Source organism: Amycolatopsis cynarae, from assembly GCF_026802195.1.
Lineage (GTDB): Bacteria > Actinomycetota > Actinomycetes > Mycobacteriales > Pseudonocardiaceae > Amycolatopsis_E > Amycolatopsis_E rhizosphaerae.
Genome location: NZ_CP113836.1, coordinates 2,467,488 through 2,494,485 on the forward strand (window position 1 = coordinate 2,467,488; position 26,998 = coordinate 2,494,485).

Consider the following 26,998-nt stretch of genomic DNA (forward strand, 5'->3'; position numbering starts at 1 on the left):
GCCCGGGCCGTGATGGCCTCCCGGGCTTTTCTCCCGCCGTGGAACGGTTCCGCCTTCCGGAGCGGACCGCCTGCGTCTCTCGGACCAGGCCCACCCGTGGGTGGCGGAACCCTAGACGCGCCCCGCCGCGCGGCGGGTCGGGAACAGTGCACCTCCCGGCCGTGTCACGATCGGGTCGATGCCGTTAACGCGACGTATCCGCTCCGGCGATCTCGCGCCGCTCGCGGTTACGCCGCGTTCACACGCCCGGGCTCCCTCACCGGTCACCAGGGGGATCAGACGATCTCGAGGTTGGCCATCATGCCCATGTCTTCGTGTTCGGCGTTGTGGCAGTGGAAGAGGTAGCGGCCGCGGTAGCCGTCGAAGCGGGTGATGATCTCGGCCGATTCGCCCGGTCGCAGCGAGACGGTGTCCTTGAGGCCCGCGTCGTGGGGGAGCGGCTGCTTCCCGCCGCGTGAGAGCACCCGGAACCCGGCCAGGTGCAGGTGGACGGGGTGATGGACGTCGGCGACCAGCCGCCACACCTCGACGTCGCCGAGACGGACGGTGACATCGGGGCGGGCCGGGTCGAACGGCAGCCCGCCGATCAGCCATCCGTGACCGCCGTGAACCCGCCCGGCCCGGAAGGAGAAGTCGCGCACCCGCACGGCGTCCGACCGTCGCCAGGTCGGCAGATCGGTGGACAGGGTGCGGGGGACGCGGCTGTCGTCGGCGGCCTTGCGTGCCACCCGGAAGGCCATCACGTCGCGGGTGCGGCCGGAGCCGAGCCGGTTGACGATCCGGACCAGGCTGCCGACCGGGACGCCGGCGAAGTCGATGACCACGTCGTAGCGTTCGGCGGGCGCGATCGGCAGAAACTGGTGGGTGACCGGCGCCTCGAGCAGTCCCTGGTCGGCGCCGACCTGGACGAGATCGAGCCGGCGCCCGTCGTCGGTGACCGCTTCGAGCTCGTAGTGCCGGGCGTTGGAGGCGTTCAGGACGCGCAGCCGGTGCCGGACCGCGTCGACTTCGTGCACGGGCCACGGGGCGCCGTTGACCAGGATCACGTCGCCGAGCACTCCGGCTAGGTAGGCCTCGTGGACACCCGGCTGCTCCCGCAGGGTGGGGTCGAGAGCGGGGTAGCGGAGGCCGCCGTCGGCGTCGAACGCGCGGTCGGTGATCGCGAGCGGCAGCTCGCGTGGCCCGGCGGGCAGGCCGAGCGAGTCCTCGGCGTCGTCGCGCACGATCTGCAGCCCGGCGAGTCCCCGCCAGATCGCGGGGGCGGTGAAGTCCATCCGGTGGTCGTGATACCAGAGCAGCGCGGGCCGCTGGTCCATCGGGAACGTGTAGTCCCGCGTCAGCCTGGTCACCACCGCCCGCGGATCGGTCATTCCCGCCATGCCGTGCATCGGGTGGGCGGGGGCGGGCCAGCCGTCGGGCAGGACGAGGTCGGTCGGGTATCCGTCGGAGTCCGGCGTGTTCCGTCCACCGTGCAGGTGCACGACGGTCGGCACGGGCAGTTCGTTGCGGTGCGTCACGGTGATCGGCCTGCCGCGGCGCGCCTCGATCGTCGGGCCCGGGAAGGTGCCGTGGTAGGTCCACATCGGAGTCCTGACACCGGGCAGGATCTCCAGGGACACCTCACGCTGGCTGATCTCGTACCGATCGACACCGCCCGAGGTGGTGACCGGCTTCAGCACGGACGGAAGCGGCAACGGCACTTCGAACGCGGGCGGCAGCGGCAGTGCGCTGGCCAATTCGGCACCGGTGACCGGTACTCGGCGTGACAGCGCGGCCGCGGCCGACAGCCCGGTGACCGCCATCAGCCCGAGCGCTCCGCCGATGCCCAGCACCTGGCGCCGGTTCAGGTTCGGCTCACGCACGGCCGGCCTCCTGACGGTGGGCCGGCCGCCGCCAGACGGCGATGAACAGCACGACGAGCCCGGCGATGGTCGACACGCCCAGCGGGAGGTGCAGCCACAGCGTCCCGTCCAACCCGGCGAAGTACTGCACCGTCTCGGCCGCCACCACGGCCAGCGTGGCGAACAACGGCCAGGCCTGACGCAGCCGGACCCAGACCACGATCGCCGCGATCAGCTGCAGGTAGCCGAGGGAGGTGACGACGTTCGCGCCGGCCGCATGCCAGCGCAGGCCGTCGAAGTCACCGCCAAGGTACATGCCGGCGAACACGGGCTGGCCGAAGATCGCGACCAGGTGCGCGGTGACCAGGGCCCGCATCACCCCTCCGGTGACCATCAGGCCTCCTCCTCACTCCGTTCTTGATCCACCTCCCGAAGGTATGACTGCAGAGTTATCCTGTCTAAGATCAATATTGCTATCTCGTTATGTGCTGACGGATATGAGGGGCGATGGATCTGAACTCGCTCAACCAGTTCCTGGTGGTGGCGCGACTGGAGCACCTCAGCCGCGCCGCCGACGAGCTCCGCGTTGCCCAGCCGTCACTGAGCCGCACCATCGCCCGTCTGGAGAGCGAGCTCGGCACGCCGCTGTTCGACCGGGGCGGCCGTCTCCGGCTGAACGAGGCGGGGAAGCTCTTCCGCGGTTACGTCGAACGCTCCCTGGGCGAGCTCGAAGCGGGCAGGCGAGCCGTCGCCGAGGCCACCAGCGAGGGTGTGCGCACCGTGCGGCTGGCATCGGAGACCTTTCTCACCCTCACCGGGCCGCTGGCGGCGTACAAGCGCGCTCATCCCTCCGTCGAAGTCGAACTCCACTGGTCGCCTGCCGAGGACATGGCCCGCCGCCTTCGAGCCCACGACGTCGATCTGTGCGTCGCCTCCCAGCCGATCCGGGCCGAGGGCCTGGAGCAGGTGCAGCTGCTCGACGAGGCGGTGGGGGTGGCCACGCCCCCCGGTCACCCACTGGCGGGCCGTACGTCGGTGAGCGTCGAGGAGCTCGCCGGCCAGGCGTTCGTCACCGCCCGCAAGGGGCACTGGCAACGGCGCCTGCTCGATCGGCTCTTTGGCGCACGAGACCTGACACCGAAGATCGTCTGCGAAGTCGACGAGCTCAGCGCCATCGCCGACCTGATCGGCGCGGGGCTCGGCATCGGTCTCGTCCCCGCCTTCGCCCGGCAGACGGCCACCCGGGCTCCGCTCGTCTGGATCGCCGTGGCCAGCCCCGACTGCCGCCGCAGGCTCACCCTCTACTGGGGCGCCGACAGCCACCTGTCGGCCGCGGCCCGCCTGATGCGCACCACGATCACCGATTGGGACTGGACCACAGGCGAACCCCGGGACACGTGACGACCGAGGTAGGCGACGACGGCTGCGGAGTACGACATCGGTGACGCGCTCGTGCCTCCTTGCATTCCAGCGGGCTGCGTCGTCGGGGTACCGAGACCGCGAAAACCGTCACCAGCGGAACTGGTCGCGGTCGGCATTCCCGAAGGGAGAACGCGATGACCACCCACGATTCCGAAGTCCGGGCATTCCTGGAAAGGCGCATCGACGCCATGCAGTCCAAGGACATCGATCGGCTCATGGAGCACTACGCTCCCGGCATCGTCTACTACGATGTCGTTCCCCCGCTCCGGTTCACCGGGACCGAAGAAGTACGCCGCAACTTCATCCGGTGGTTCGACGGCTACGACGGTCCCATCACCCTGGAAACGCACGACATGACCGTCGTGGCGAACGGAGATGTCGCGTTCGCGAACATGCTTCACCTGGACTCGGGAAACCGCGAGGGCGGGCTCCAGTCGTCGATCTGGGTGCGGGAGACGGTGTGCCTCCGACGGTCGAACGGGGAATGGCTGATCACGCACGAACACGTCTCGATTCCGTTCAACCCGGAGAACCTGCAGGTCTGGCTCCCCACGGAGAAGGATCAGACTGCCTGATCACGGATCTCGGGGCGGCGGCGCCGGCTTCGGCACCGCCGCCCCACGAAACGTCAGCCCATCCAGGGGCGCAGCTTGTCGGGATTGCGGACGACCCAGATGTGCGCGATCCGGTCGTCCGCGACGTCGAACGCGTACACCGAAACGGGGACGCCCTCTCGCTGGACCAGCAAGCCGGGCTGGCCGTTGACCGCGTGCTCCAGAATCGTCAGTTCGTCGGGCGTCCTGGCGGCGATGTCGAGGAGGTACCGCGCGATCCGCTCGCCGCCTCCGATCGGGTGGAGCGCGGTGCTGACCAGGCCGCCGCCGTCCGCGGTGAAGGTGGCGCCGGGGTCGAGGAGGCCGACCAGAGTGTCGATGTCCTTGGCTTCCCACGCCTTTTTGAAGTTCCTGACCAGGCCGGCCTGGTCGGCTGCCGGTGCCGCGTGCGGCCGGGAGGTGCGGACGCGACGGCGAGCCGAGGAGGCCAGTTCGCGGCATGCCGCCGGGGTGCGGCCGGTGATCTCGGCGATCTCGGCGAACGAGTAGCGGAAGACATCGTGGAGGATGAGCGCGACGCGTTGGGCCGGGGTCAACGATTCGAGTGCGACGAGGAAGGCCATGCCGACCGATTCGTCCAAGGTGACCCGGTCAGCCGGGTCGGCGGGGTCGGCCGGGGTGATTCCCGGCCTTCCGCTGATCCACTCGGTGTGGCCGGGCAGCGGCTCGGGGATCCATTCGCCCACGTAGCGCTCGCGCCGGGCCCGCGCCGAGCCGAGCAGGTCCAGACAGATGCGACTGGCGACCGTCGTCAGCCAGGCCCCGGGCGACTCGATGGCATCCCGCTGCTGCTGGGACATGGCGTACCAGCGGGCGTAGGTCTCCTGCACGGTGTCTTCGGCTTCGGCCAGGGAGCCGAGGAGCCGGTAGGCGAGACTGATCAGTTGACGTCGCTCGCCGATGATCGCGCTCAGGCCTGCGTCGGACCGGTCGTGTCCGGGCGCGGAGTGGGGGGTCATGGTTTCGGATGCTCCCTGGGTCGGTTCTGTCCTCGCCGGTCCGACGAGCCAGCGCACGCGATTGTCAGGCCGTCGCGTCCCTGACATTCCGGTGGGCCGTCTCGTCGTACTACTCGGCGAAGCTCACCAGCGTGAAGGAGAACCATGATCAAGATCGGAATCGTCCTGGGCAGCACCCGCCCCGGACGCAAGGGCGACCAGGTCGCCCAGTGGGTCCATGACCGGGCGGCGCGCCGCACGGATGCCGAGTTCGAGGTGATCGACCTGCTCGACCACCCGTTGCCGCACCTGGACGAGCCGGTGCCGGGCCGGTATCAGCGCGAGCACACCAGGGCCTGGGCGGACACCATCGCCGCGTTCGACGGGTTCGTGATGGTCACTCCCGAGTACAACCACTCCATCCCCGGAGTGCTCAAGAACGCCATCGACTACCTCCACGCGGAGTGGCACGACAAGGCGGCCGGGTTCGTCTCCTACGGCGGCGTGGGCGGCGCCCGAGCGGTCGAGCAGTTGCGGCTGATCTGCGGAGCGCTGCGGATGGCCGATGTGGCCCCGCAGGTCACCCTGTCCCTGCTGACCGAGTTCGAGAACCACACCATCTTCAAACCGGGTGACTACAACGTCGCCGCACTGGACATGCTGTTGGACCAGGTGGTCGCCTGGAGCGCCGCCCTCGCGCCGCTGCGAGCCGCTTCTCCGGCAGCCGTCGCCTGACATCACGAGATGCTGCGTTGTCGTATCAGTGAGAAGCCGTGATTTCACGCCGAAGGAAGGGAACGAGTAGCGATGCCAGCGCAACGCGAGGTGGACGAAGCCACGATCAGGCGGCGGATCGAGAGGATAGTCGAGGGAATTCGGGCCAAGGATCTCGAGGGCCTGAGGCGGCTTTACGCACCGGACGTCGTGTCCTTCGACGTCGAGCCGCCGCTGCAGCACGTCGGGGTGGAGGCGAAACTGAAGAACTGGATGAATGCGTTCACGTTCTTCCAGGAAGTGGATTACGAGGTTCGCGACCTGGCGCTCACCGTGGACGAGAACGTCGCATTCGGACACTGCTTCGGCCGGCTCAGCGGCACGCTGCGGAACGGGACGGCGGCGAGCGGCATGTGGGTCCGGGCCACCTTCTGCTTCCGCAAGATCGACGATGAGTGGCTGATCGTGCACGACCAGGCTTCCGTGCCGTTCGATATGGCCAGCGGCAAGGGAATGACCGACCTCGAGCCCTGACGGACCGCGGGAGAGGAGGCTACTGCCGGGCGAGGGCGGTGACGAGGCGGTCGAGGAAGGCGGCGATGTGCTTGTGCAGGAGTTCGGCCGCGCGGTCGGCCTTGCCCGCCTTCGCCGCCCGCAGCACCGCCCGGTGCTCGTCGAGTTCCCGCTTGGCGCTCGGGGTGACCTCCCAGCCGGTCACGCTGATCAGGGCGGCGCGGTCGCGCACGTCGTCGAGGATCCGCACCATGAGGGGGTTTCCGCAACCGGCGTAGAGCGCGCGGTGGAAGCGGCGGTTGAGCAGGCTGAGTTCGGCGTGGTCGCCCTCGGCGAGCGCGCCGGACGCGGCCTCCAGCACCTCGGCGGCCTCCGTGAGGCAGGTGGGCTCGCCGGAGGACACCGTCCGCCGGACGGCTTCGGGTTCCAGGAGCAGCCGCACGTCGTAGACCTGACGTGCGAGGTCCTCGTCGACGACGCTGACGGAAGCGCCCTTGTACGGGCTGAAGGTGACAAGACCGGAGCCGGACAGCAGCTTGAGTGCCTCCCGCACCGGGGTCTTGGACACGCCCAGCCGCTGCGCGAGTTCCATCTCGACCAGCGGCTGGCCGGGGAGTAGCTCCCGGGTCAGGATGGCCTTGCGGATGCGCTCCAGGACCAGTTCGGTGCGGGAGGCGGGCAGGCTGAGCATCTCGGTCATCGCGCGTCCTCGGTCCGGTCCGGTCGTATATCGGATCTTACACCGAACGGCCGCTGTCGGACCGGCGCTGGGACGGCGATCATATATCAGACGCGATACGCCATATTCCTGTACCAGAAACGAGGCGATGGGGCGTGCAGCACCCGGCAACGGCGCCGCGCCAGATCAACAGGGCGACGCTGTACTTCTTCGGTGCCCTCGGCGGCATCCTCTTCGGTTACGACCTGGGGGTCATCTCCGGAGTCCTGCTCTACATCAAGAAGATCTGGTCCCTCGGTTCCGTCGCGCAGGGCACCGTCGGCGCCTGCCTGGCGGTGGGGGCGATGGTGGGCGCGGCCTTCGCCGGCCGCCTGTGCGACCGGATCGGCCGCCGCCGGCTGATCATGCTGGCGGCGGCGGTGTTTTCGCTCGGCACGCTCGGCTGCGCGCTCGCCCCCGGCGTGACCACGCTGATCGTGTTCCGCACGCTGGTCGGCGTCGCGGTCGGCGCGTCCTCGGCGACGGTGCCCACCTACCTGGCGGAACTGGCGCCCACCAGGACCCGCGGGATGATGTCCTCGCTGAACCAGATCATGATCGTGGGCGGCATCCTCATCGCCTACGTCGTCGACTGGGCACTGTCGTTCTCCGCGAACTGGCGGGCGATGCTGGCCGCCGCGCTGCTGCCCGCGCTCGCGCTGATGATCGGCATGGCCTTCCTGCCGGAGACGCCGAGATGGCTCCTCGCCCGCGGCCAGGAGGGCGCCGCGCGGCAGGTCATCCGCAGCGCGCAGGGTGACGTGGACGTCGACGCCGAAATCGCCGGTATCCGCGAGGTGATCCGGCTCGACGCGCGGCAGCGCGGCCGCCTGCGCGACCTGGTCACGCCGATGGTGCGCCCGGCACTGGTGGTGGCGCTGATCCTGGCCATCGGGCAGCAGTTCTGCGGCAACAACGCGGTCAACTTCTACGCGCCGACGATGTTCACCGACCTCGGGTTCGGCAAGTCGGCCTCGCTGCTCGCCTCGATCGTGCTCGGCGCGGTGAAGCTCGCCTTCACCGCCTGGGTGGTGTTCGTGGTCGACCGGTGGGGGCGCAAACCCCTGCTGCTCATCGGGAACGTGTGCATGGCCGCGACCCTGCTGCTGCTCGGCGTCGCGGTGCTGACCCTGCACTCGTCCACGGCCTCCGGGGTGGCGACGCTGGTCCTGCTGATGGTGTACCTCGCGGGCTACGAACTGGGCTGGGGTGCGATCGTCTGGCTGATGATGTCGGAGGTGTTCCCGCTCAAGGCCCGCGGGGTCGGCATGGGCGTGAGCAGTGTCGTGCTGTGGGCGGGCACCTTCGGCATCACCTTCCTCTTCCCGATCATGAACAACGGGATCGGGCTCGCCTATTCGGCGTGGATCTTCGCCGCGGTCAGCGTCGTGCTGTACGTGCTGGTCGCGAAGTTCGTCCCGGAAACCAAGGGACGCAGCCTGGAACAGATCGAGCTGGACCTGCGGGCCCGGGTCGGCGGGACGGCGCAGCCGGCGACCCCGGCCGCGCCCTGACCGGGACCGCGCCGATGGGGCTGGGCGAACTCGCGGCGAAACTGTCCGGCGTGGTGGCCATTCCGGTCACCCCGTTCGGCGAGCGCGGTGCGGTGGACACGGCCGCACTGGAGAGGGTGCTGGCGCGGATCGTGGACGGGGGGATCGGCGTGGTCACCCCGAACGGCAACACCGGCGAGTTCTACGCGCTGACCACCGGGGAGGCCCGCCTTGCCGTCGAGGTGACGATGTCGGCGGTCGGCTCCCTGGCCACCGTGGTCGTGGGTGTGGGCGGTCCGGTCCCGGCGGCGGTCGCGGGGGCGCGGCACGCGCGGCGGGCGGGTGCCCAGGCGATCATGATCCACCAGCCGGTGCACCCCTACGTTTCGGCGGCGGGGTGGGTCGGGTACCACGAGGCGGTCGCGAAGGCCGTGCCGGAGCTGGGGGTCGTGCTGTACCTGAGGAGTCCGCGGATCGGCGGCACCGACCTCGCGCGGTTGCGCGAGGCGGCGCCGAACGTGATCGCGGTGAAGTACGCGGTGCCCGATCCGGTGCGATTCGGTGAACTCGTCTGCCGGGCGGGGGAGTTCACCTGGATCGCGGGCCTGGCCGAACCGTCGGCGCCCGGGTATTTCGCGCTCGGCGCCACCGGTTTCACGTCGGGACTGTGCAATGTTCTGCCCCAGCTTTCGGTGCGGCTACTCGGGGCGCTGCGCGCCGGGGACGGTGACACCGTGCGGCGGTTGTGGCGGCTGATCCAGCCGTTCGAAGGGCTGCGGTCGGAAAACGCTTCCGAGAACAATGTCAGCGTGGTCAAGGAAGCCCTGGCAAAGCTCGGCGTGTGCCGCCGGGACGTGCGCCCCCCGAGTCACGTACTGGGCGAGGCGAAGCGGAGGCGGGTCGCGGAAATCCTCAGGGCCTGGGAGATGGCGGGGTGAAGGGGCCGGACGAGCTGCGCAGCCACCGCTGGTACGGCGGCGGGGACCTGCGCGATTTCAGCCACCGGACGCGGGCGCGCCAGCTCGGGCTGAACCCCTCGGAACACCTGGGAAAACCGGTGATCGCCATCCTCAACACCTGGAGCGACATCAACCCCTGCCACATGCATCTGCGGGAGCGTGCCGAACAGGTCAAGCGCGGGGTGTGGCAGGCGGGCGGCTATCCGGTCGAGTTCCCGGTGGCGACGCTGTCGGAGACCTACCAGAAGCCGACGCCGATGCTCTACCGCAACCTGCTGTCGATGGAGACCGAGGAGATCCTGCGGTCCTATCCGGTGGACGGCGCGGTGCTGATGGGCGGGTGCGACAAGACCACTCCGGCCCTGCTGATGGGGGCGGCCAGCGCGGACCTGCCGGTGATCTTCGTCCCGGCCGGCCCCATGCTGCGGGGGCACTGGCGGGACGAAGTGCTCGGCAGCGGGACCGACATGTGGAAGTACTGGGACGACCGGCGGGCCGGGCTGCTCGGCGATCGCGAGCTCGCCGAGCTGGAGACCGGGCTGGCCCGCTCCCCGGGCACGTGCATGACGATGGGCACGGCCTCCACGATGACCTCCGCCGCCGAGGCGCTCGGGCTGAGCCTGCCCGGGGCCGCGGCGATCCCGGCGGTCGACTCGGCGCACCACCGGATGGCGGCCGCGGCCGGGCTGAGGATCGTCGGGATGGTGTGGGAGGACCTGCGGATCTCGCGGATCCTTTCGGCCGAGGCCTACGCCGACGCGGTCACCACCGTGCTGGCCCTGGGCGGGTCGACCAACGCGGTCATCCATCTCATCGCGATGGCGGGCCGCAGCGCGATTCCGCTGGGGCTCGACGATTTCGACTCGCTCGCGCGCCGGGTTCCGGTGCTGGCGAACATCCGCCCCGGCGGCGAGTACCTGATGGAGGACTTCTACTACGCGGGCGGCCTGCGCGCGCTGCTGTCCCGGCTGGCCGCGCTCGGCCTGCTGCACACCGGCCGCGTGGTGGCGACCGGCCGGACCCTCGGCGAGGAACTCGACGGCGCCAGGGTGCACAACGACGACGTTATCCGGCCGGCGGGGAAACCGGTGGCGGCCGAGGGCGGGCTCGCCGTCCTGCGGGGAAACCTCGCCCCCGGCGGTGCGGTGATCAAGCACATCGCGGCCGAACCGCACCTGCTGCGGCACACCGGCCCGGCCGTGGTGTTCGACGGCTACCGGGACCTGAAGCGCCGGATCGACGATCCGGCGCTGGAGATCACCGCGGATTCGGTGCTGGTGCTGCGGGAGGCGGGGCCGCTGGGCGGGCCCGGCATGCCCGAGTACGGGATGCTGCCGATCCCGGAGCGCCTGCTCGCCCAGGGCGTGCGTGACATGGTCAGGGTGTCGGACGCGCGGATGAGCGGGACGAGCTATGGCGCGTGCGTGCTCCACGTCGCGCCCGAATCGTTCGTGGGCGGGCCACTGGCGCTGGTGCGCACGGGGGATCCGATCACGCTCGACGTGCCCGCGCGCACGCTGCGGCTGGACGTCGGCGAGACCGAACTCCGCTGGCGCCGTGCCGCCTGGCGCCCGCCCGAGCCTCGCTACGAGCGTGGGTACGGCGCGCTCTACGCGGCCCACATCACACAGGCCGACCAGGGGTGCGACTTCGACTTCCTGGCCCGGCCCGGCGTCAATCCAGAGCCCGACCCGCACTGAGCCAGCGCTGTCCTTCCGCATCCTTTGTGGACGGTCTCATCCGTGCCGGGTGATGGCGCACCCCGCTCGCGAGTGTGCACTGAGCGTCATCGCCGCATACTCGCGGCGAACGCGGGGTATTCGCGTCCACGACCACCACCACTACTCAGCCACCCGAGGTGAAAGACGTGGACACCAAGGAAGACCGCAACGTCGTCGACCTGCTGCTCGAACAGCACAACCAGATCAAGAGCCTGTTCGGCCAGCTGACCCAGGCGCAGGGGGACCAGAAGCGCGATCTGTTCCAGGATCTCGTCCGGCTGCTCGCGGTGCACGAAAGCGCGGAAGAGATCGTCGTGCACCCGACCGCCCGCAAGGAGATCGAAAACGGCGAGACGATCGTGGACACCCGCCTGAAGGAGGAGGGCGAGGCCAAGCGTGCGCTCGCCGAACTGCACGACATGGGCATCGACCACCCGGAGTTCGACACGAAGCTCGCGGCACTCGGCCGTGACGTGATCGACCACGCGACGCACGAGGAGCAGGAGGAGTTCACGCAGCTGCGCGCGAAGCTCCCCGAGGACCGGCTCCGGAGGATGGCGAAGGCCCTGCGCACCGCCGAGGCGACCGCGCCGACCCGGCCGCACCCGGGGGCGGGGGAGTCGAAGATGGCGAACCTGCTGGCAGGACCGCCCATCGCGGTGTTCGACCGGGTGGCCGACGCCCTGCGCGGCTGGCGCGAATCCGACTGACCGGGCACCGGGCGCCGATTTCCCCGGCCCGCTCGGTGCCGTGCGGGACCCCCTTGCGGCCCTGATTGCCGTGAGGGGTTCCCTCACGGCTCGGGTTCAGGCGGCTTCGGCGGAGTGGCGGCCGAGCCGGGCGTCCAGCTGGTCGCGGTGCAGTTCCGCGACCGGGGCGAGCAGATCCGGGTGCCGGAGCAGCGCGGCGGCCTGGCGATCCCGGTCGTCGGGATGGGTCAGGCGGCGGAAGTCGAAGGCCAGGCCGTCCGCGTGCTCGGAACCGGCGACCGCGGCCACCGCGGCGGCCGCGAGCTCCCCGTCGGCGAGCAGGGTGGCCGCCCAGCTGGCGACCACCTCGTCCACCCAGGTACGCCAGGCGGTCTCCTCTTCGGTGGCCGCGGTGTCCATGCCGGTGTCCATGCCGGTGTCCACGCCGGTAACCCAGTCCAGGCGGGCGGATCCGCCGGGGCCGAGCATGCCGAGCAGCGAGCTGTCCAGGGTAGTCGGGTACCTCAGCCAGGCCGCGACGGTCGCGGCCTGGCGGGCCTGGGCCTCGGCCAGTGCCGCGTCGAACACCCCGCCCGCGGGCGGGTATGCGCGCAACAGCCATTGTGCGGTGGCCGCGATGACGGCCGAAAAATCAGCGGGCACGAAAACAAAACCTCACAATCGTGCGTGGCCGGCACATTGCCGGTCGGGGGGCCACGCACCTTGCCCTGCCTCATCGGGTGCAGTCGGCCCAGGGTATCAATCCACCCCCTCCCGCCTGGGCTTTTTGTGCGCATCGTCTCTTCGGGCCGTAGCTGCGTACGATGGTGATCCGAGTGGCGGCGAGGTGGGAATCATGGCGCGGCAGCAGACGCGAAGCAGGGCCGGGCGCCCGCCTTCGGTGGTGGCCGGGCAGACGGTGCCCCAGCGCCTGCTGGCGGCGGCCACCCGGTTGTTCGCCGAGCGTGGTTTCGAAGGCACCACGGTGCAGGACGTGGTGGACGCCGCGGGGCTGACCAAGGGCGCGATGTACCACTACTTCGCCGCCAAGGACGATCTCCTGTTCGAAATCTATGCGAGCGTGCTGCGCCTGCAGATGGCGCGGATGGAAAAGATCGCCGCGGAGGAGGGCCCGGTCACCGGGCGGCTGTACGAGGCCGCCGCCGACGTCGTCGGCAGCACCCTGGACAACTTCGACGAGATGGTGATCTTCTTCCGTTCCCTGCACCAGTTGAGCGAGCAGAAGCAGCGGCGGGTGGAGCGGGAGCGCCAGCGGTACTACGAGCGGTTCTGCGACCTGATCACCGAGGGGCAGCGTTCGGGGGACTTCCGGGACGACGTCAACCCGAAGGTGGCGGCGCACTACTTCTTCGGCGCGGTGCACCACCTGTCCACCTGGTACCGGCCCGGCGGCGCGCTGTCGCCCGCCCAGATCGGCGACTCGTTCGCCGGGATGCTCCTGGCGAGCCTGCTGCCTGGGCGCGCCTGAACCCCGGCCTCTCCGGCCTGGGGCGAGCCCGACCGAACTTCGCCGGAGCTCTGGCCCGTCTCTTGACAGTCCGGTCCGCCAGGCCTCAGGCTAGATACCGACTAGACGGTATGGAATCGGTGTGGCGGGACGTCGTGCCGGATCCGAGCACCGCCCTTCAACGGAGAAAGGCACAACCCGCATGTCCGCACACCCGCGTTCGACCAGGGTGCTGATTGCCAACCGCGGTGAGATCGCGGTGCGGATCCACCGGGCCGCCCGGGCACTGGGACTGGACACCGTGGCGGTGTACACGCCGGACGACCGCGATTCCGCGCACGTCCGGCTGGCGGGGCAGGCGCACGCGCTGACCGGCGAGGCTGGTTACCTCGACGGCGAGCAGCTGGTGGAGGTGGCCGGCCGCACCGGCTGCACCGTGGTCCACCCCGGATACGGGTTCCTGTCCGAAAACGCCGACTTCGCCCGGCGGTGCGCCAAGGCTGGGCTGGTCTTCGCCGGGCCGGCGCCCGAGGTGCTCGGGCTGTTCGGGGACAAGGCCGCGGCCCGCGATCTGGCGCGGGCCCAAGGGGTGCCGGTGCTCCCGGCCACCCCGGCCGGGACGAGCCTGGCCGACGCGGAGCGTTTCCTGGCCGGGCTCGGCGAGGGCGCCGCGGTGATGGTGAAGGCCGTGGCGGGCGGGGGCGGGCGCGGCCTGCGCGCGGTCGAGCGGGCCGCCGACCTGGAGTGGGCCTTCGAGCGTTGCCGTTCCGAGGCCGAGCGCGCCTTCGGCGACGGCGAGGTGTACGTCGAACAACTGCTTCCGCGCGCCCGGCACGTCGAAGTCCAGGTGGTCGCGGACGGCATCGAGGCCGCGCACTTGTGGGACCGGGAGTGCAGTGTCCAGCGGCGCAACCAGAAACTGGTGGAGATCGCGCCGTGCCCGACGCTGCCGCCCGAGCGCCGGGCGGAGCTGCTTCGGGCCGCCTGCCGCATGGCCGCCGCGGTCGGTTACCGCGGCGTGGGCACCTTCGAGTTCCTCGTCGACGCCGACGACCCGGCGCGGTGGTTCTTCCTCGAGGCGAACCCGCGCATCCAGGTGGAGCACACGGTTACCGAGGAGGTGACCGGCGTGGACCTGGTGGCCGCCCAGCTGGAGCTGGCCGCGGGCCGGACCCTGGCCGAACTCGGGCTGCGGCAGGAGGAGATCGCGCCGCCGCGTGGCGTCGCCGTGCAGTGCCGGGTCAACCTGGAGGAACTGGACGCCGCGGGCAACGCGCGGGCCGCCACCGGCACCGTGGAGGTCTTCGAGGTGCCGACCGGACCCGGGGTCCGGGTGGACACCCACGGCCACGCCGGGTGGGTCGCGACCGGGCGGTACGACTCGCTGCTGGCCAAGGTGGTCACCCACAGCGCGCGGGGCGGGCTGGACGCGGCCGCCGCACTGGCCGGTGCGGCGCTCGCCGAGTTCCGGATCGGCGGTCCGGCCACCAATCTCGGCCTGCTGCGGGCGATCGTCGCGCATCCCGGTTTCCGGAACGGCTCGTTCACCACCACCTTCGTCGACGACCACCTCGCCGAGCTGATCCCCGCCGCACCGGAGAGCGGGGCGGAGCCCACCGGGGATTCCGCCGCCCCGGCCGCGCCGTTCGCGGGCACGATCGTCGCGCTCCCCGTGCCCCCCGGCGGCCACGTCGACAAGGGCGCCCCGCTCGCCGTCATCGAGGCCATGAAGATGGAGCACGTGGTGGCCGCGCCGCTGTCCGGCACGGTGGGTGAGCTGCGGGTGGCGGCAGGGGACACCGTCGCCGAGGGCGAGGTCCTGCTCCGGCTGGTGCCGGACGAGGTCCAGCCCGACCTCGGGGAAACCGTCGAGGAACACGACCTCGACGAGATCAGGGCCGACCTCGCCGCCGTGCGTGAACGCCACCGCTTCGGCCTGGACGAGGCCCGGCCGCAGGCCGTGGCCAAGCGCCACGCCATCGGCATGCGCACCGCGCGGGAGAACGTCGCGGACCTGTGCGACGAGGGCACGTTCGCCGAGTACGGCGCGCTCACCGTGGCCGCCCAGCGGCAGCGCCGGTCGCTGGAGGACCTCGTCGTCAACACCCCCGCCGACGGCATGGTGACCGGGATCGGGCGGATCAACGGCGACCGGTGCGTGGTGCTGTCCTACGACTACACGGTGCTGGCGGGCACGCAGGGCTACCTCAACCACCGCAAGACGGACCGGATGCTGGAACTGGCCGAGCGGCAGCGGATTCCGGTGGTGCTCTTCGCCGAAGGAGGTGGCGGACGCCCCGGCGACACCGACACCACCACCGCGTCCGGTCTGGACGTCACGACGTTCGCCACGATGGGGAGGCTGAGCGGGCACGTGCCCAGCGTGGGCATCGCGCCCGGGCGCTGCTTCGCCGGGAACGCCGCGCTGCTGGGCTGCTGCGACGTCATCATCGCCACCGAGAACGCCACGATCGGGATGGGCGGGCCCGCGATGATCGAGGGCGGCGGGCTCGGCCGGTACCGGCCCGAGGAGGTCGGCCCGGTGGCGATCCAGGTGCCCAACGGCGTGGTGGACATCCTGGTGAAGGACGAGGCGGAGGCGGTGCGGACGGCACGGCGCTACCTGTCCTACTTCCAGGGGCCGGTGGACGAGTGGGCGTGCGCGGACCAGCGGCTCCTCCGGCACGTGGTGCCGGAGAACCGGGTCCGCGTCTACGACGTGCGCCAGGCGGTGCACCTGATCGCCGACGCGGATTCGGTCCTGGAGCTGCGCCCGGAGTTCGGCCGCGGGGTGATCACCGCGCTGGCGCGGGTGGAGGGCAGGCCGGTCGGCCTGGTGGCGAACAACCCCGCCCACCTCGGCGGCGCGATCGACACCCCGGCGGCGGACAAGCTCGCCCGGTTCCTGCAGCTGTGCGACGCGCACGGGCTGCCGGTGGTGTCCCTTGTGGACACTCCGGGGTTCATGGTCGGTCCGGACGCGGAAAAGACCGCCACCGTGCGGCATTTCAGCCGGTTGTTCGTGGTCGGCGCGAACCTGTCCGTGCCGGTGGTGGCCGTGGTGCTGCGCAAGGCGTACGGGCTGGGGGCGCAGGGCATGGTGGGCGGTGGTTTCCGCGGCCCGGTGGCCACACTGGCCTGGCCGACCGGTGAAGTGGGCGGGATGGGGCTCGAAGGGGCGGTCCGCCTGGGGTACCGGCGCGAGCTGGACGCGATCGAGGACCCCGAGGCCCGCCGCCGGGCCTTCGAAGACCTGCTCGCCCAGCACTACGACCGCGGCAAGGCGGTCAACGCCGCGGCGGTTTTCGAACTCGACGATGTGATCGATCCGGCCGAGACCCGGGCCTGGGTGAGCGCCGCGCTGCCGCCCGCCGCGTCCCCCGCGGAGCACCGCCCGCGCCGGTCGTTCGTGGACACCTGGTGAGAAGGAGAGAATCCGTGGACCGTCGGCAACGGCTCGAGGCGTACCTGTCCGGGGTCCGGGCACGGCAGGAGAAGGTCCGCCCGGCCGGGACGCCTTCCGAGGTCGTCTACCCGCTGGGCGAGATCACGATCCCGGAGCACGTGGCGCACTGGGCGCGGCGCTACCCGGACCGGCCCGCGATCGAGTTCGAAGGCCGCACCACCAGCTACGGCGAGCTGGACGAGCTCACCCGGCGGCTGGCGGGCTGGCTCGTATCGGTGGGCGTGCGCGCCGGGGACCGGGTCGGGGTGTACCTGCCCAACACGCCCCAGTTCGTCGTGGCGATGCTGGCGGCGTTGCGGCTCGGCGCCGTGCACGTACCGGTGAACCCGATGTTCCAGACCGCGGAACTGGCGCACGAACTGGCCGACAGCGGGGCGGAGGTGGTGATCACCCTCGACGCGCTGCTGCCCACACTGGCGTCGGCACGCGACGAGACCCCGGTGCGGACCGTGCTGGTCACCGGTGCGCGCGAGATGGCCGCGGAGGCCACCCCGCCGGTCTTCCCGGACGGCGCGGTGCCCTCCGGCATGACCGCCTGGGCCGAGGCCACCGCCCACGGGCCCGCCACGGATTGGCCCGGTGACCTGGACGCGCTCGCCGCGCTCAACTACACCGGCGGCACCACCGGAGCGCCCAAGGGCTGCGAGCACACCCAGCGGCACATGCTGTACACGGCGGCCTCCAGCGCCGGTGCCATGCGCACCGCCGCCGACAGCGGTTTCGCCGCGCTCTGCTACATCCCGATCTTCTGGATCGCCGGGGAGAACCTCGGCATCCTGCACCCGCTCGTGCTCGGCGGCACCTCGGTGCTCATGCCCCGCTGGAACGCCCCGCAGGTGCTGGAGCTGATCCAGCGGCACCGCGTGACCACCATGGTCGGCACCGTGGAGAACTACCTGGAACTGCTCGACCAGCCGGGCTTCGGCGGCTACGACCTGTCCAGCCTGACCGACCCGATGGCCGTGTCGTTCGTCCGCAAGCTCGATCCCGAGGTGCGCCGGCGATGGACGGCCGCGGTGGGCACGCATTCCGTGCTGCGCGAGGGCGCGTACGGCATGACCGAGACGCACACCTTCGACACCACGCCGTTCGGTTTCGCCGGAGACGACTTCGACCTGCTCGCCGAGCCGGTGTTCTGCGGGATCCCGGTGCCGGGCACGGACATCGCCGTGGTGTCGTTCGACACGGGCGATCCGGTGCCCCTCGGGGTGGCGGGGGAGATCATCGTGCGCAGTCCGTCGGTGATGACGAGGTACTGGCGCAACCCGGAGGCCACCGCCGAGCAGCTGCGCGAGGGCTGGTTGCACACCGGGGACAACGGCCGTCTGGACGCCGACGGCTGCCTGCACTACCTGGGCCGCGACAAGGACATGATCAAGGTCAAGGGGATGAGCGTGTTCCCGGCCGAGGTCGAGATGCTGCTGGCCCGGCACCCCGAGGTGCTCACCGTGGCCGTGGTGCCCGCCGGCCACCCGGACAAGGGACAGGTCCCCGTCGCGTTCGTGAGCCTGTGCCCCGGCGCGACCGTGACCGCGGCCGGGCTGCGGGAGTGGGCGCGCACGGCGATGGCGTCCTACAAGGTGCCGCTGGTGGAGATCGTCAGCGCCTTCCCCATGACCGCCACCGGAAAGATCCGGAAGGTCGAACTGGCCGGAAAGGCCCAGCGCCTGGTGACCGGCTGAGCACGGCGCCACTTTTCGCCGCGGTTCGCCGCGAATTGCCGTGAGGGACCCCCTCACGGCCCTATTCGCCGTGAGGGGGTCCCTCACGGCACACATGGAGGTGTGTGGATGACGACCATGCGGGCGTGGCAGGTGACGCGGCTCGGCGAGCCGCGCGAGGCGCTGGCCGCGGTGGACATCGAAGTTCCGGAACCCGGCCCCGGCAGTCTGCTGGTCCGGGTGCTCGGGGCGGCGGCGAACTTCCCCGACGTGCTGATGTGCCGCGGCGAGTACCAGGTCAAGCCGCCGCTGCCGTTCACCCCGGGCGTCGAGCTGTGCGGTGAGGTAGTGGCGACCGGCGAGGGTGTGACCTCGTTCGCCGTGGGCGACCGGGTGCTGGGCGGGGCCCGCCTGCCGCACGGCGGGTTCGCGGAACTGGCCGTGATGGACGAGGCCACGACCTTCCCCGCACCTGCCGGACTTGACGACGCCGAGGCCGCGTCGCTGTTCATCGGCTACCAGACCGGCTGGTTCGGGCTGCACCGCCGCGCCGCCATCAAGGCCGGGGAGACGCTGCTCGTGCACGCCGCGGCCGGCGGGGTCGGGAGTGCGGCGATCCAGCTCGGCAAGGCGGCCGGTGCGCGGGTGATCGGGGTGGCGGGCGGCCCGCGGAAGGCCGCCTATGCCCGCGAACTCGGCGCCGACGTCGTCGTCGACCGGCACGAGCAGGACTTCGTCGAGGTGGTCAAGGCCGAGACCGGCGGCCGCGGTGCCGACGTGATCTACGACCCGGTGGGCGGGCAGACCTACCAGCGGTCCACCAAGTGCGTCGCGTTCGAGGGCCGGATCGTCGTGGTCGGCTTCGCCGGCGGAGAGATCCAGTCCGCGGCCCTCAACCACGCGCTGGTCAAGAACTATTCGATCCTCGGCCTGCACTGGGGCCTGTACTCCCAGCGCGACCCCGCCTCGGTGGCCGCCTGCCACCGGGAGCTGACGCGCCTGGTGGAGGACGGCCTGATCCGGCCGTTCGTCAGCGAGCGGCTGCCGCTGGACGAGCTGCCGGACGGCCTGCAGCGTCTCGGTGACGGTGACACCGTCGGCCGCCTCGTCGTCGTTCCCTGACCGGCCGCGGGGTCGAGCCTTTCGGCTCTAGCCGCTCAGGCGCGCGTCCCTGGACCCTCACCGGTGGAGACACGTCGAGGAGCGGTGGTGAGGAGTTTGGCCGGGGACGCGGGAGTGGGCTGGAGCTTCGGCGGCGGCGTGGTGGTGTGGTTGTTTCGCGGCCTTCGTCGTGACGTTCGTGGTGACCCGGCTGATCGTGCGGCGGATCCGCGCGGGAGGCGGCCCGTTCCGGAACACCACGGTCGGCGGGGTCCACGTGCATCACCAGGTGTACGGCATCTTCCTCATCCTCGTCGCGGGCGTGGGCGAGTTCGTCTACCGGCCGGGGACACCGTGGCAGCAGGTGCTCGCGGTGCTGTTCGGCGCGGGCGCCGCCCTGACCCTGGACGAGTTCGCGCTGTGGCTCTACCTGGATGACGTCTACTGGACCGACAAGGGGCGCAAGTCGATCGACGCGGTACTGGTGGCCTCGCTGATCGGCCTGCTACTCGTGCTGGGGGCGCGGCCGTTCGACGACACGGCGGGACAGGGGCGGATCACGTTCGCGGTGACCGTGGCGGGAAACCTGGCGTTCTCGCTGGTGGCGATCCTCAAGGGCAAGATCAGCTCGGGCGTGATCGGGCTGGTGGTGTCGTTCGTCGCCGTGGTCGCCGCCGTCCGGCTGGCCAAACCGCATTCGTTCTGGGCGCGGAGGCGGTACCGGCCGGGCTCTCCGAAGTGGGAACGGGCCTCGGCGCGTTTCCCGCCGGGCCGGCACAGCCGGTGGGAGGACCTGGCGGACCGGCTGGCCGGATTCCCGCGCCGGAAGCGGTGAAGCCTCACCCGGGGGGACGGACGTGTGTCACTGGATCGGGTGGAAAGTCCGTGTCGTGCGTCCCGTGGGGACCCGAAAAGCCCCACCCTGGGTGACCGCGCCCTTGCGGACGCGGACCGCGGGCCTACCGGACCCAGTCGTGCAGCCCCCCGAGCGATCGGGTCCGGTACGTCCCGTCCGGCATCCTCGGGCACTGCCCGTCCAGAGTCCCTTTAAGGCCGAAACGGCCCAGGACCGGAGGGGTGCGCCCTTCGTACGGCGCTCATCACGGCGTTCAGCCCGGCGGCCGGTGCGGAGTCGCCGCACCCGGCAGCCCAGCCCCTCTCCGAGCCCGTGCGGTACTCCAGGAGGCACAACGCCCTGCGGTCCTCACCGCAGTCACCGCTGTCGAGGGACTGCTGGACGTGGCCGAGTATCTCGATCGGGATTCCCGCCTCGTTCACCGCCGTGGTGAGCGCCTCGACCGGATCGGTGGTGAGGTGCGTGCTCGTGTGCTCGTGCCCGTCGACGGTCAGCGTGATCCGGGTGGCGGGCGTGTCGCCCCCGGTGGCCTCCAACCCGGTGAGCCGCACACTGTCCACAGTGGATGGCTCGGTCAGGTAGGTGTGCCGGAACAGGGACCAGAGCCCGGCGGCGGTGACCTCGGTCCCGGTGGTGTCGGTGTGGCGCTGGACGTGGCGGGCGAAGTCGATCTGGAGGCGGCGGGGGAGCGTGAGGCCGTACCCGGTTTCGAGTAGATGGACGATCCCTCCCTTGCCCGACTGGGAATTGACCCGGATGACGGCGTCGTAGGTGCGGCCGATGTCCGCCGGGTCGATCGGGAGGTAGGGGACGCGCCAGTCGAGTTCGGACTCGGCGACACCGGACTCCCTGGCTCGGCGCCGGTGCTCGGCGAAGCCCTTCCTGATGGCGTCCTGGTGCGTGCCGGAGAACGCGGTGTGCACGAGGTCGCCGGCATAGGGGTGCCGTTCGTGCAGGGGCATCCGGGTGCAGTGCTCGACGGTGCGGCGGATTTCGTCGATGTCCGAGAAGTCGATCATCGGGTCGATGCCCTGCGCGTGGAGGTTCAGGGCGAGGGTGGCGATGTCGACGTTGCCGGTGCGCTCACCGTTGCCGAAGATGCAGCCCTCGACGCGCTGCGCTCCGGCGAGGAGGGCGAGTTCGGCGCAGGCGATCCCGGTGCCGCGGTCGTTGTGCGGGTGGACCGAAAGGATCACGCTGTCGCGCCGGGCGAGATGTTTGTGCATGTACTCGATCTGGTCGGCGTACACGTTGGGTGTGGCCACTTCGACGGTCGCGGGCAGGTTCAGGATCACCGGACGCTCCGGAGTGGCCTGCCAGAGTTCGGTCATGCTGTCGCAGATGTCCAGGACGTAGCCGGGTTCGGTGAGGTTGAAGACCTCGGGAGAGAATTCGAAACGCACGTTCGGCAGCGTTCCGGCGAGTTCCAGAACGTCGCGCCCGCCGTCGAGGATGATCCGCTTGAGTTCGTCGCGATCCTTGCCGAGTACGACCTCGCGCCAGGTGGGCGCGGTCGCGGTGTAGAGGTGGACGACGACCGGGTTGGGCATGCCCCGGAGGGAGTCCACGGTACGTTCGATCAGGTCGCGCCGGGCCGGGGTGAACACGACGATGGTGACATCGCTCGGGGCCGATCCGGTCTCGGCGAGCAGGCGCACGAAGTCGTAGTCGGTCTGTGACGCGGACGGGTAGCCGACCTCGATCTCCTTGTAGCCCATCCTGACCATCAGTTCGAAGAAGCGGCGCTTGCGTGCCGGGTCCATCGGTTCGGCGAGCGCCTGGTTGCCGTCCCGCAGGTCCACCGGCACCCACAGCGGCGCGTGCGTGAGCCGCCTGCCCGGCCAGTCTCGGTCGGTCAGGGGGACCGGGACGCGCGAGTAGACGTCGCGGTAGCGGTGTGAGGGCATTCGTGAGGGCCGCTGGCGATTCCAGACGGGTGGCTCCGGTGCCGTGATCGTGGTGACGTGCGTGCCGTTCATGGTCGGGTTCGGTTTCCTCGCGGTGTGACGGGCGACCGGCAGGGACGAGTGCGCCCCACGGCGGGGGGCCGGTCTGGTCAGGCCCCGCCGTGGCGGCGAAGGAGAAGGAAGAAGCCCTGGGGCGGCATGCGCTAGAATTTAGCAACTCCTCAGACAAGTAGACAAGACGGGGGTGCGTTGTGGATCAGGTCCAGCGAGCTCCGCTCGCCGAGCGGGCCGCGAGCCTGCTGCTGGAGCGGATTCGCGCGGGGGAATGGAAGCTGGGGCAGAAGCTGCCCGGCGAGACCACGCTCGCCCCGCAGCTCGGCGTCGGCCGCTCGACCGTCCGGGAAGCGATCCGGGAACTGGCCGGAAAGGGGGTGCTGCAGTCCCGGCAGGGAGCGGGCGTGTTCGTGACCGCCCTCGACGTGACGGAGGACTGGGACACCGTCCTTCGCCGGGCGGACATCATCGCCGTGATCGAGGCGCGGATCGCGATCGAATCCGAAGCCGCCTTCCTCGCGGCCGAGCGGCGGACCCCGGCCGATCTGCGGGCGATCCGCCGCGCGCTCGCCGGACGGGGCGAGCCGCACCGCGACATCGAGTCCCTTGTGGACTCGGACATGGCCTTCCACCGCAAGGTCGTCGCCGCCGCTCACAACGAGATCCTGCTGGAGCTCTTCGACAGTTTCGTCCCCCGGCTGCGGCAGGCGATGATCGAGATGCTTCGCATCCGGCCCGCCCCGTCCGGGGAACGTGACCACGACGCCCACGTCGCCCTCGCCGACGCCATCGCGGGCCGCGACGCCGACGCGGCCGCCCGCCACAGCCGTGCCCACCTGAACTCGCTCAAGGAATCCCTCGCGTGACGACCGTGAGGGGACCCCTCACGGCAGTCGTTCGACAGGTGGGACACACGCGCACGAGCGCGGGACCCGCCCGGCGGACCCGAGCCGACTTTGCCGGGGGCCTGGCCGCAAAGTCCGGCCGGGGACGGGTCAGGAGGCGGTGGCGAGGATTTCGTGCATGAAGCCGACGAGCCAGTGTTGCGCGGGGGTGCGCGCGTGGGCGTGGCGGGTGTAGATCGACACCTGCGCCGGTTCGATCTCCATCGGCAGTTCCAGGAGCCGTACCCGGTGCTCGGCGGCGAACGTCTCGGCCACCCTGCGCGGCACCGTCGCCACCAGTTCGCCGTCCTGCACCAGGTAGGGCAGGGTCGAAAACCGGGTCACCTCCAGCACGACCCGGTCCAGCAGGCCGTGCGCCTCCAGCGCCCGGCGGGGCCCGTCGTGCCCGGCCGGGCCGAACACGGCGATATGCCGTTCCGCCGCCAGCGCCTTCAGCCCGGCCCGGTCGCCCCGCAGCCTCGGATGGCTGTCGGCGACCATCCCGACATACCCCTCGGAAAACAACGGAATGCGCGCCACGCGCTGGGAACTCAGCGGCGGTGAGGCGATGAACGCGTCGATTTCGCCGCGGACGAGCTGATCCACGGCGTTGACCACGTCGCGCGGGCGGACGGTCAGGGTGACGCCCGGAGCGTGCGACGGCAGGGCGGCCATCAGCCGGGGCAGCAGGGACACCTCGCCCAGATCCGACAGGCACAGCGTGCACGCCGCCCGGCCGGACGCGGGATCGAACGACTGCGCTCCGCTGACCGCGGTTTCGATCTCGGCGAGCGCGGCGTGCAGGGGTTCGTAGAGCGCTCGCGCCGTGGCGGTGGGCACCAGCCCGTTTCCGGTGCGGCGGAACAGTTCGTCGGAGAACCGGCGGCGCAGCTTCTGCAGCCCGTAGCTGATGGTCGGCTGGGTGAGGTGCAGCGACTCCGCCGTCGCCGTCACGCTGCGGGTTTCGTAGAGCAGCACGAAGGTCCGCACCAGGTTGAGGTCGAATTCCCGCATTATCAATCCCATCGATGCCGGTGCCGGACAACATTGATTGGAACACCGGACCGGGAGCTGCCTACCCTCGGGGGACCACGATTCGAGGAGGAACGTCGCGCATGCCCACGGTTCGCCGGATCGCCCACGAATTCCTGGAACGCCAGGGGATGACCACGATCTTCGGCAACCCCGGCTCGAACGAGCTGCCCTTCCTCGCCGGGCTCCCCTCTTCGTTCCGCTACGTGCTCGGGCTGCACGAGGGCGTCGTGGTCGGCATGGCGGACGGGTACGCACAGGCGACCGGGCGGCCGGTGCTGGTCAACCTGCACGCCGCGGCGGGCTCGGGCAACGCGATGGGCGCGCTGACCAACGCCGTGTACTCGCGCTCCCCGCTGGTGCTCACCGCGGGACAGCAGGTGCGGTCCGCCATCGGGCCGGAGGCGATGCTCGCCAACGTCGACGCCCCCCAGCTGATGCGCCCGCTCGTCGGCTGGTCCGGTGAACCGAGTTGCGCGGCGGACGTCCCGCGGTCGCTCGCGCAGGCGGTGTTCGAGGCCGAGTTGCGACGGCGCCCGTCCTACCTGTCCGTGCCCTACGACGACTGGGGGGCCGAACTCGACGGGAACGCGGCGCTCACCCTCGACCGCTCGGTCCGGTGGGGCCTGGCGCCGGACGAGGAGCAGTTGCGTTCCCTCGCCGAAGCGGTCGGGGCCGCCCGTGATCCGGTGCTGGTGCTCGGTGCCGACCTCGACACCGCGGGTCTGTTCGACCGGGTCGTGGCGCTCGCCGAGCATCGCGAACTGCCGGTGTGGGTGGCGCCGTCGCCGCACCGGCTGCCGTTCCCCAACCGGCACCGGCTCTTCCGCGGGGTCCTGCCCGCCGGGATCGGCGCGGTGTCGGCCGCGCTGACCGGGCACGACCTGGTGCTGGTCCTCGGCGCCCCGGTGTTCCGCTACCACCAGCACATCCCCGGGCCGTACCTGCCCGAGGGAGCCAGGCTGATCCAGGTCACCGACGATGCCGGGGCCGCGGCGCGGGCCCCGATGGGGCAGGCGCTGGTCGCCGATCCCGCCCCGGTGCTCGAGGCCCTGCTCGACCGGCTGCCCGCCCGCGAACCGGCGCAGGGGCCGCGGTACGTCCCCAACCCCGAGCCGGCGACCGGCGGCGGCGCGCTGCATCCCGAGCAGGTGTTCGCCGCCCTGCGCGAAACCCAATCCCCGGACACCTGTTACGTCGTGGAGTCCACCTCGACGAGCTCGGCCTGGTGGCGGCAGATGGACCTGCGCCGGGCGGGCTCCTACTTCTTCCCTGCGGCGGGCGGCCTCGGGTTCGGCCTGCCCGCCGCGGTCGGCATGGCGATGGGCCTGCCCGGCAGGCCCGTGGTCGCGGTGGTGGGCGACGGCTCGGCGAACTACGGCATCACCGCGCTGTGGACGGCCGCACGCTACGAGGTTCCGGTCACCTTCGTCATCCTGCGCAACGGCACCTACGGTGCGCTGCGCTGGTTCGGGAGCCTGCTCGGCACCCCGGACGTGCCGGGAACCGAGATCCCGGGGATGGACTTCACCGCCCTCGCGGCGGGCTACGGCGTGCCCGCCACCGCCGTCACCGGACTCGCCGAACTGCACGACCGGTTGAAGGCGGCGGCCGCGGGGCCGCGCCTGATCCAGGTCGACACCTGCCCGACCAGCCCGGAGTGATCACGCAGTACCCGTTTCCGATTCCCCTTTCCCCGCAAGGAGTACGGCAATGACGACGGCTCCGTCCCGCTCGGCAGGCACCGCGGTGCTGTGCTGGCTGACCGTCCTGCTCGAGGGCTACGACCTCGTGGCACTCGGCGCGACCATCCCCACACTGCTCAAGACCGGGCATCTCGGGTTCACCGCCGCCGGAGCGACCGCGGTGGCCACCGTGTCGCTGATCGGCGTCGCGGTGGGCGCCGCCCTCCTCGGCCCGCTCACCGACCGGTTCGGCCGCCGCGCGCTGCTGATCGGCTCGGTGGCGCTGTTCTCGGTGCTCACCGTGGTGACGCCGCTGGCGCCGAGCGTGGCGGTGTTCGGGGTGTTCCGGTTCGTGGCCGGGCTCGGCCTCGGGGCCTGCATGCCCGTCGCGCTCACCGTGATGTCGGAGAACCTGCCCGCCCGCCGCCGCGCCAGCGCGAACACCTTCACCATGACCGGATACCACGTCGGTGCCGTGCTCACCTCGGTCCTCGCGCTGATCGCGAAGGAGAACTGGCACGTGCTGTTCTACGGCGGCGGCCTCGCCGGCATCGTGGTGGTCCCGCTGATGTGGTGGCGGCTGCCCGAATCGGCCGCCTTCCTCGAGGCGAAGAATCAGCCGGAGGCCGAGCGGGCCCGCCTGGCCGATCTCCTCGGGCCGAAGTACCAGCGCATCACCATCGCGGCCTGGATCGGTTCCTTCATGGGCCTGCTGCTGGTCTACGGGCTCAACACCTGGCTGCCGCAACTGATGCGCAGCGCGGGCTACCCTCTCTCGACCTCGATCACCCTGCTGCTGGTCCTCAACGTCGGCGCGGTGATCGGGCTGGTGCTCGCGGGCATGATCGCCGACCGCCGCGGCATCCGGCCCATCGCGATGATCTGGTTCGGGGCCGGTGCCGTCCTGCTCGCGGTGCTGAGCGTGCGCATCGGCAGCAGCGTGCTGCTCAACACGCTGGTGCTGCTGACCGGGGTGTTCGTCTTCTCCGCCCAGGTGCTGATCTACGGCCTCGTCGCGCACACCTTCCCCGCACAGTTGCGGGGTACCGCGCTGGGGCTCACCTCCGCGGTGGGCCGCCTCGGGTCGATCGTGGGCCCGTTCATCACCGGCTCGCTGGTCACCGCCGGTTTCGCCTACCCGTGGGGTTTCTGGTTCTTCGCGGCCGTCGCCGCGCTGGGCCTGCTGACGCTGCTCTCGCTGAGCAGCCGGCCGGCGCGGACCACGGACGTGGAGACACCGGCCCTGCCGGAATAGGCACCGG

Annotated in this window: 23 protein-coding genes and 1 riboswitch; of the genes, 16 read left to right on the forward strand and 7 right to left on the reverse strand. The window is 71.0% G+C overall.

Annotated elements, in window-relative coordinates:
• Positions 1-15 precede the first annotated feature (15 nt).
• Positions 16-126: riboswitch (guanidine-I (ykkC/yxkD leader) on the reverse strand.
• A gap of 149 nt (positions 127-275) precedes the next feature.
• Complete coding sequence (locus ORV05_RS11680; protein ID WP_268759761.1) at positions 276-1,802, reverse strand: multicopper oxidase family protein; 1,527 nt, start codon at positions 1,800-1,802, stop codon at positions 276-278.
• 52 nt (positions 1,803-1,854) lie between these two features.
• Entirely contained in the window at positions 1,855-2,235 is a 381-nt protein-coding gene (locus ORV05_RS11685) for a hypothetical protein (protein WP_268758487.1), read from the reverse strand.
• Positions 2,236-2,348: 113 nt separating this feature from the next.
• Between ORV05_RS11685 and ORV05_RS11690 the strand changes: the two genes are divergently transcribed.
• Both ORV05_RS11690 and ORV05_RS11695 read left to right on the forward strand, forming a co-directional pair.
• Positions 2,349-3,242 carry a LysR family transcriptional regulator gene (locus tag ORV05_RS11690; protein ID WP_268758488.1) on the forward strand — a complete coding sequence of 298 codons (894 nt, stop codon included), beginning with the start codon at positions 2,349-2,351 and terminating at the stop codon, positions 3,240-3,242.
• Positions 3,243-3,397: 155 nt separating this feature from the next.
• Complete coding sequence (locus tag ORV05_RS11695; protein ID WP_268758489.1) at positions 3,398-3,838, forward strand: YybH family protein; 441 nt, start codon at positions 3,398-3,400, stop codon at positions 3,836-3,838.
• 53 nt (positions 3,839-3,891) lie between these two features.
• Here the strand turns inward: ORV05_RS11695 and sigJ are convergent, their stop codons facing one another.
• Positions 3,892-4,836 (reverse strand): RNA polymerase sigma factor SigJ, encoded by a 945-nt coding sequence (sigJ, locus tag ORV05_RS11700; protein WP_268758490.1) that lies wholly within the window; start codon positions 4,834-4,836, stop codon positions 3,892-3,894.
• Between the two features lie 144 nt (positions 4,837-4,980).
• Between sigJ and ORV05_RS11705 the strand changes: the two genes are divergently transcribed.
• Positions 4,981-5,550, forward strand: a complete 570-nt coding sequence (locus ORV05_RS11705; RefSeq protein WP_268758491.1) for an NADPH-dependent FMN reductase — start codon at positions 4,981-4,983, stop codon at positions 5,548-5,550.
• A 72-nt stretch (positions 5,551-5,622) separates the two neighbouring features.
• Positions 5,623-6,063, forward strand: a complete 441-nt coding sequence (locus ORV05_RS11710; RefSeq protein ID WP_268758492.1) for a YybH family protein — start codon at positions 5,623-5,625, stop codon at positions 6,061-6,063.
• 19 nt (positions 6,064-6,082) lie between these two features.
• Here the strand turns inward: ORV05_RS11710 and ORV05_RS11715 are convergent, their stop codons facing one another.
• On the reverse strand, positions 6,083-6,742 hold the full coding sequence (locus tag ORV05_RS11715; RefSeq protein ID WP_268758493.1) for a GntR family transcriptional regulator: 660 nt from the start codon (positions 6,740-6,742) through the stop codon (positions 6,083-6,085).
• Positions 6,743-6,876: 134 nt separating this feature from the next.
• Here ORV05_RS11715 and ORV05_RS11720 point away from each other — a divergent pair, with 134 nt between their 5' ends.
• The 4 genes from ORV05_RS11720 (at position 6,877) to ORV05_RS11735 (ending at position 11,643) form a co-directional block, all read left to right on the forward strand.
• Positions 6,877-8,274, forward strand: coding sequence for a sugar porter family MFS transporter (locus ORV05_RS11720; protein WP_268758494.1), 1,398 nt, complete (start codon positions 6,877-6,879; stop codon positions 8,272-8,274).
• A gap of 14 nt (positions 8,275-8,288) precedes the next feature.
• Positions 8,289-9,191: a dihydrodipicolinate synthase family protein gene (locus ORV05_RS11725; RefSeq protein ID WP_268758495.1), complete on the forward strand. Its 903-nt coding sequence runs from the start codon at positions 8,289-8,291 to the stop codon at positions 9,189-9,191.
• Positions 9,188-10,912, forward strand: a complete 1,725-nt coding sequence (araD, locus tag ORV05_RS11730) for an L-arabinonate dehydratase (RefSeq protein WP_268758496.1) — start codon at positions 9,188-9,190, stop codon at positions 10,910-10,912. The genes ORV05_RS11725 and araD overlap by 4 nt, the downstream gene beginning before the upstream one ends.
• Before the next feature lie 167 nt (positions 10,913-11,079).
• On the forward strand, positions 11,080-11,643 hold the full coding sequence (locus ORV05_RS11735) for a hemerythrin domain-containing protein (protein ID WP_268758497.1): 564 nt from the start codon (positions 11,080-11,082) through the stop codon (positions 11,641-11,643).
• Between the two features lie 96 nt (positions 11,644-11,739).
• On the opposite strand, the gene ORV05_RS11740 is transcribed toward ORV05_RS11735, so the two are convergent.
• Entirely contained in the window at positions 11,740-12,285 is a 546-nt protein-coding gene (locus tag ORV05_RS11740; protein ID WP_268758498.1) for a hypothetical protein, read from the reverse strand.
• 193 nt (positions 12,286-12,478) lie between these two features.
• Between ORV05_RS11740 and ORV05_RS11745 the strand changes: the two genes are divergently transcribed.
• From ORV05_RS11745 to ORV05_RS11765, 5 genes are all read left to right on the forward strand, one after another.
• Positions 12,479-13,111 carry a TetR/AcrR family transcriptional regulator gene (locus ORV05_RS11745; protein WP_268758499.1) on the forward strand — a complete coding sequence of 211 codons (633 nt, stop codon included), beginning with the start codon at positions 12,479-12,481 and terminating at the stop codon, positions 13,109-13,111.
• A 181-nt stretch (positions 13,112-13,292) separates the two neighbouring features.
• Positions 13,293-16,514, forward strand: coding sequence for an acetyl-CoA carboxylase family protein (locus ORV05_RS11750; RefSeq protein ID WP_268758500.1), 3,222 nt, complete (start codon positions 13,293-13,295; stop codon positions 16,512-16,514).
• Between the two features lie 14 nt (positions 16,515-16,528).
• Entirely contained in the window at positions 16,529-18,238 is a 1,710-nt protein-coding gene (locus ORV05_RS11755) for an AMP-binding protein (protein WP_268758501.1), read from the forward strand.
• 108 nt (positions 18,239-18,346) lie between these two features.
• Positions 18,347-19,339 carry an NADPH:quinone oxidoreductase family protein gene (locus ORV05_RS11760; protein ID WP_268758502.1) on the forward strand — a complete coding sequence of 331 codons (993 nt, stop codon included), beginning with the start codon at positions 18,347-18,349 and terminating at the stop codon, positions 19,337-19,339.
• A gap of 169 nt (positions 19,340-19,508) precedes the next feature.
• Entirely contained in the window at positions 19,509-20,153 is a 645-nt protein-coding gene (locus ORV05_RS11765) for a hypothetical protein (protein ID WP_268758503.1), read from the forward strand.
• 212 nt (positions 20,154-20,365) lie between these two features.
• Here the strand turns inward: ORV05_RS11765 and ORV05_RS11770 are convergent, their stop codons facing one another.
• The gene (locus tag ORV05_RS11770; protein ID WP_268758504.1) at positions 20,366-22,153 is read right to left on the reverse strand and encodes a 2-isopropylmalate synthase; all 1,788 of its coding nucleotides are present in this window, start codon (positions 22,151-22,153) and stop codon (positions 20,366-20,368) included.
• A 179-nt stretch (positions 22,154-22,332) separates the two neighbouring features.
• On the opposite strand from ORV05_RS11770, the gene ORV05_RS11775 reads away from it, so the two are divergent.
• The gene (locus tag ORV05_RS11775) at positions 22,333-23,001 is read left to right on the forward strand and encodes a FadR/GntR family transcriptional regulator (RefSeq protein ID WP_268758505.1); all 669 of its coding nucleotides are present in this window, start codon (positions 22,333-22,335) and stop codon (positions 22,999-23,001) included.
• Positions 23,002-23,130: 129 nt separating this feature from the next.
• On the opposite strand, the gene ORV05_RS11780 is transcribed toward ORV05_RS11775, so the two are convergent.
• Positions 23,131-24,033 carry a LysR family transcriptional regulator gene (locus ORV05_RS11780; RefSeq protein ID WP_268758506.1) on the reverse strand — a complete coding sequence of 301 codons (903 nt, stop codon included), beginning with the start codon at positions 24,031-24,033 and terminating at the stop codon, positions 23,131-23,133.
• A gap of 101 nt (positions 24,034-24,134) precedes the next feature.
• Between ORV05_RS11780 and mdlC the strand changes: the two genes are divergently transcribed.
• Together mdlC and ORV05_RS11790 are read left to right on the forward strand one after the other, a co-directional pair.
• Entirely contained in the window at positions 24,135-25,715 is a 1,581-nt protein-coding gene (gene mdlC / locus ORV05_RS11785) for a benzoylformate decarboxylase (RefSeq protein WP_268758507.1), read from the forward strand.
• Positions 25,716-25,764: 49 nt separating this feature from the next.
• Positions 25,765-26,991 carry an MFS transporter gene (locus tag ORV05_RS11790; protein ID WP_268758508.1) on the forward strand — a complete coding sequence of 409 codons (1,227 nt, stop codon included), beginning with the start codon at positions 25,765-25,767 and terminating at the stop codon, positions 26,989-26,991.
• The last annotated feature ends 7 nt before the right edge of the window (positions 26,992-26,998 follow it).